The 3,794-nt window shown below is 60.5% G+C and carries 4 protein-coding genes and 1 pseudogene; 1 reads left to right on the top strand and 4 read right to left on the bottom strand.

Annotation, left to right across the window (positions count from 1 at the left end):
- Together RWT78_RS28600 and RWT78_RS28595 are read right to left on the bottom strand one after the other, a co-directional pair.
- Positions 1–181, bottom strand: a pseudogene (locus tag RWT78_RS28600) (hypothetical protein); the annotation flags it as partial.
- A 30-nt stretch (positions 182–211) separates the two neighbouring features.
- Positions 212–433 carry a hypothetical protein gene (locus RWT78_RS28595; protein WP_314682731.1) on the bottom strand — a complete coding sequence of 74 codons (222 nt, stop codon included), beginning with the start codon at positions 431–433 and terminating at the stop codon, positions 212–214.
- 555 nt (positions 434–988) lie between these two features.
- Between RWT78_RS28595 and RWT78_RS28590 the strand changes: the two genes are divergently transcribed.
- On the top strand, positions 989–2,131 hold the full coding sequence (locus RWT78_RS28590; protein ID WP_063892111.1) for a diguanylate cyclase: 1,143 nt from the start codon (positions 989–991) through the stop codon (positions 2,129–2,131).
- On the opposite strand, the gene RWT78_RS28585 is transcribed toward RWT78_RS28590, so the two are convergent.
- Together RWT78_RS28585 and RWT78_RS28580 are read right to left on the bottom strand one after the other, a co-directional pair.
- Entirely contained in the window at positions 2,120–2,593 is a 474-nt protein-coding gene (locus tag RWT78_RS28585) for a DUF5709 domain-containing protein (protein WP_003945009.1), read from the bottom strand. The two genes, RWT78_RS28590 and RWT78_RS28585, sit on opposite strands and share 12 nt — an antisense overlap.
- Positions 2,594–2,666: 73 nt before the next feature.
- Positions 2,667–3,794 (bottom strand): lipase family protein (locus RWT78_RS28580; protein WP_314682721.1); only part of this gene is annotated, 1,128 nt, incomplete at its 5' end.

The following is a 3,794-nucleotide window of genomic DNA, read 5'->3' as shown; positions in this document are numbered from 1 at the left end:
CCCCGATACCGTCCCGGGCCCTGGTTGTTTCGGTTGTACCGTTGGCAAAAGGGGTAGACCACCATTCGCCTCCGATGTGACGGTCCGGATCTTCGATCTGGTATTCCAGAAACCGGCGTTCGTAGTCGAGTGCCTCAGCGCGCCACTGTTCGAGGCCGTCTTCTGTGCGGTAAATCCGCAAGGGTAGGTCTGACCAGCCGTAAATGGGGTTTCACTTTTCAACCAGATTCTGGTTCAGAAGGTCAGCAGGCTCGGTCCACCAGGCGGTGTGTGACGAGTCGAGAAGGGTTTGGGCGATCGGGCGCAATGCCGCGATCACCTCAGGGCGGACGAAGATCAGATCTTCTTCGTCCGGCGGCTCCCAGTAGCGTGCGCAATCTACGGCATACGCAAGACAGTGCAGAATCTCGAGTTCCGACATTTCTGCTGGCACGCGTACCCGACGTTCGCACAGAAGCGACGGCCACGTGGTGAACCGAGGACGAGTGCAACGGAATCCATGTGGGTAAAGCTAGCGGACAAGCTGACGGGGGGACGTTCGAATATACTTTACTTGACATAATGTAGATTATCGGCAAATTGTCGACCTGGCGATATCGGCTCATGATCCGTTTCCTGCGTCGTCGATCCGTAGATGTATCTGTCGACCATTCGCGTGCTTCCGCCCTGAACCGCTGGACGCATTGTGTGAGCTGATCATCTTGGCGTGCCCGTCGTCGGACAACCAATCGTCGATCGCCGTCCGACCCCGGCCGGCCACCGAGCAACCCTGCCGCTCAGGTGTCCAGGCCGCGCGGCAGGCCGCCTGACGCGGGTTGATGTTGATGGATGAGTCTCGCCCACTCCCAGCCACCCCGCCCCAATTCGTCACTGTGACGTATTGGGGACGACAGGCTGGATGCGAGGTCAGTTCCATTGTCATCGCCACGGACTACTATCGCCGCATGTGTTGTATTCGACCGGTCGCTTCTCATGGTCAGTGGCCGCGATGAGCGACACACCCAAGGTCGTGCATCGCTGGCTCGCAGTGCCAGACCAGTTTGACCGATTCACGCGATTCTTGCGCGACAACGGAATTCTGATGCCGACTCGGATAGGCATCGGCGTATTGGTTTTCCTCCTGGGTATCACGATTCTGCTGAAGCGACTGGGCACTCATTCGGTACAGACCATCGGATTTCCGTTGGACGTCGTCGTCGCAGTGCTTGTGATGATCGGCGGAATTGCCCTGCCTGTCATAGCGACCACCCGTGAAAGGTCGTATTTCTTCGTCGTTGCCGGGGACTTCGCTGTTGCGGTGATCGTGCTGGCCGAGGCGAATCCGGATCAGAGATTACTCGGATGTCTCGTCTTCGGGCTCGTCGGCTCGTACATAGCCTTCTTTCACAACCTTCGAACTCAGCTGTGGCACCTGCTGTTTTCCGGGGCGGTCATCGTTGTCGCCAGCATCGGCGTGTTCACCGATGTACCTTCTGGCCTTCCAGACGTCCTGGGGCGCATTGCCTTTGCCATTCCTGTCATCACTGTCATACCGGTGGTCACGCAGATTGCTCTGGCGCTTCTGAGCAACGACGCTCAAAGCTCAGAACTCGATCCGTTGACGGACCTGCTGAATCGGCGCGGACTCGCACGGCGGACTTCCGAACTACTGCAAGCGAAATCCAGCCTCGACCAGTCCTTGCTGGTGGTGGTGATCGACATCGACAATTTCAAACACTTCAACGACACCTACGGTCACGACGTCGGCGACCGAGTCATACTGCGCACGGCCTATCGACTACACGACTGGGCCAGATCGGACGCGGCGATAGCGCGCATCGGCGGTGACGAGTTCGTCGTCGTTCAGATGATGCCGTTGCCGTACGTCGGCGATCTACTGGCCCGGATCGCGCCCATCATGAACTCCCCTACAGGCGAACCAATCTCGACGACCAGCATCGGCATAGCCATCCACAACGGCGCCTGGCCGGACGTACACGCAGCAGAAAGTGGCGTTCACGATCTACATCGCCTCGCCGATTCGGCGATGTACGAAAGCAAGAGAATGGGTGGAAATCACGTCCACTCCATCGTTCTCACCGATCAACAGCTACAACAGCCACAACAGTCAGGCGGTCGTTCAGTCCTCTGAATCGTCGATCAGATGCATCGCGGCTTCCTCTGCCGACGCTGCGCCGCCGTCGATTCCGACGTCTCCGGCAATGAGTTCACTTTCCTCGTCCTCGTATCTGCCCTCGTCTTCGGCAACGAGACGCCCGACGCGACGGTTACCCACTTCGTCACCGTTCGGGAATTCTTCTTCCCGTTCGAATTCGTCGGCATCGGCGGGATCCTTCAAAGGATCTCCGAGCGACGCGTACGGATCGGGTTCTTCTTCGGCCAGGCGCTCGTCGAGGGTCTCCCCCGCTGATTCCTCGCTGCCGGTCAACCCGTGGGCATCAAGTCCCAGTGGGCGTTCCGGTGGTGAGATTCCCTCGTCGAGAATGTCGTCGACGCCTCGATCGATCAGAGTGTCTTCAGGTTGAAGCTGGTCGTCGGGATCGAGACTGTAATCGCCATTGCCGGCCGCGCCGGTGTCATCCGTGTCGCTCATACGATCAACGATGCCACGGGCACACCGAGTTGGCCATGTGCCGCGCCTGCTCGATACGTCACTCCGGAGACATTCAGCACGAACGCGGGGCCGGCACTCCGTCGAATCGGTCCTGTAGGTACTCGAATGCGGTGGGCAGACCGAGGACCGCAGTGGTGAGGTGGTCCGGGCTGGGGAACAGTTGGGATTGAATCGTGGCTCCGGCGGCGCAGTACCGCGAAATCGTGTTGACCACCGAATCGATGGGGATCAGAACGTCGTCGGGCGTGTGCCATTCGAACACCGGGGCAGTCGGCACACCCGGATAGAGTTCGACGCTGTTGTCGTCCATCACCTTTCGCACTTCAGGGCTGGACAGCAAGGATGTCGACGTCGACACCTGAGAGGCACTGCGCCCGGCACCGACCCTGAGGATGTCGTTGGTGCACGCGTTGGTGAGTTCGGCCCGCATCGACCGTCCGAGGTCGTTGAGTTGGTTGCTCAGCGGCAGTAGGTCGGGATACTCGCGTTCGAGGCCCATTGCTGCGGCGAAGGCGAGGCCGAATGCCGGGTGCGGATCCTGGCCGAGGCCGTTTGCCATCTTGGACAGATTCATCGGGACGCCGCCCTCGGCTACACCGACAAGGTTGACCTCGGGTGCGTAGCTCGGGGCCAGTGCGGCCGCCCACGCGGTGGCCATGCCGCCGCCGGAGTAGCCGGCAATACCTACAGGGCTGGCGCCACTACGCAATTCGGGGACTTTCTGAACGGCGCGGATACCGTCGAGCGTGATCTGTCCGCCCAGGCGCGCGGCGCCGTACGCACTGTTGGGTCCGAGATGGTCGGGAAGGGCAATGGTCCATCCACGTTGCAGCGCGACGTTGAGGATGGGCGCTTCACGGATGACGATGTTGGGATCCGATGCGTAAAGCGCGCGAGATGGCGCACATCCCGTACCGAGTGCATTGACGATGTGCTGATACGAGAGCAACGGGCCGTCTTGTGCTTGATTCGGCGGGACCAGGATCGTGCTGACCGCGGCAATAGGCTTGTTCTCGGAGTTCGTGGACCTGTAACTGACCTGCCAGATCGCGACGCCGGGAAAGGTCATCAGGTCAGGGGCCCGGCGCACGGAGATCGGCGTGCCGGCGGTCCCCTCGGCCGCTGCTTGCGAATAGAACGGGTCCGGGTCCGGTGCCGGATATGCGGGATCGGCCTGTGC

This window comes from uncultured Rhodococcus sp. (genome assembly GCF_963525155.1).
GTDB lineage: Bacteria > Actinomycetota > Actinomycetes > Mycobacteriales > Mycobacteriaceae > Rhodococcus_F > Rhodococcus_F qingshengii.
The sequence above is the reverse complement of the archived record's forward strand: the minus strand, read 5'-3'. Positions and strand labels throughout refer to the sequence as shown.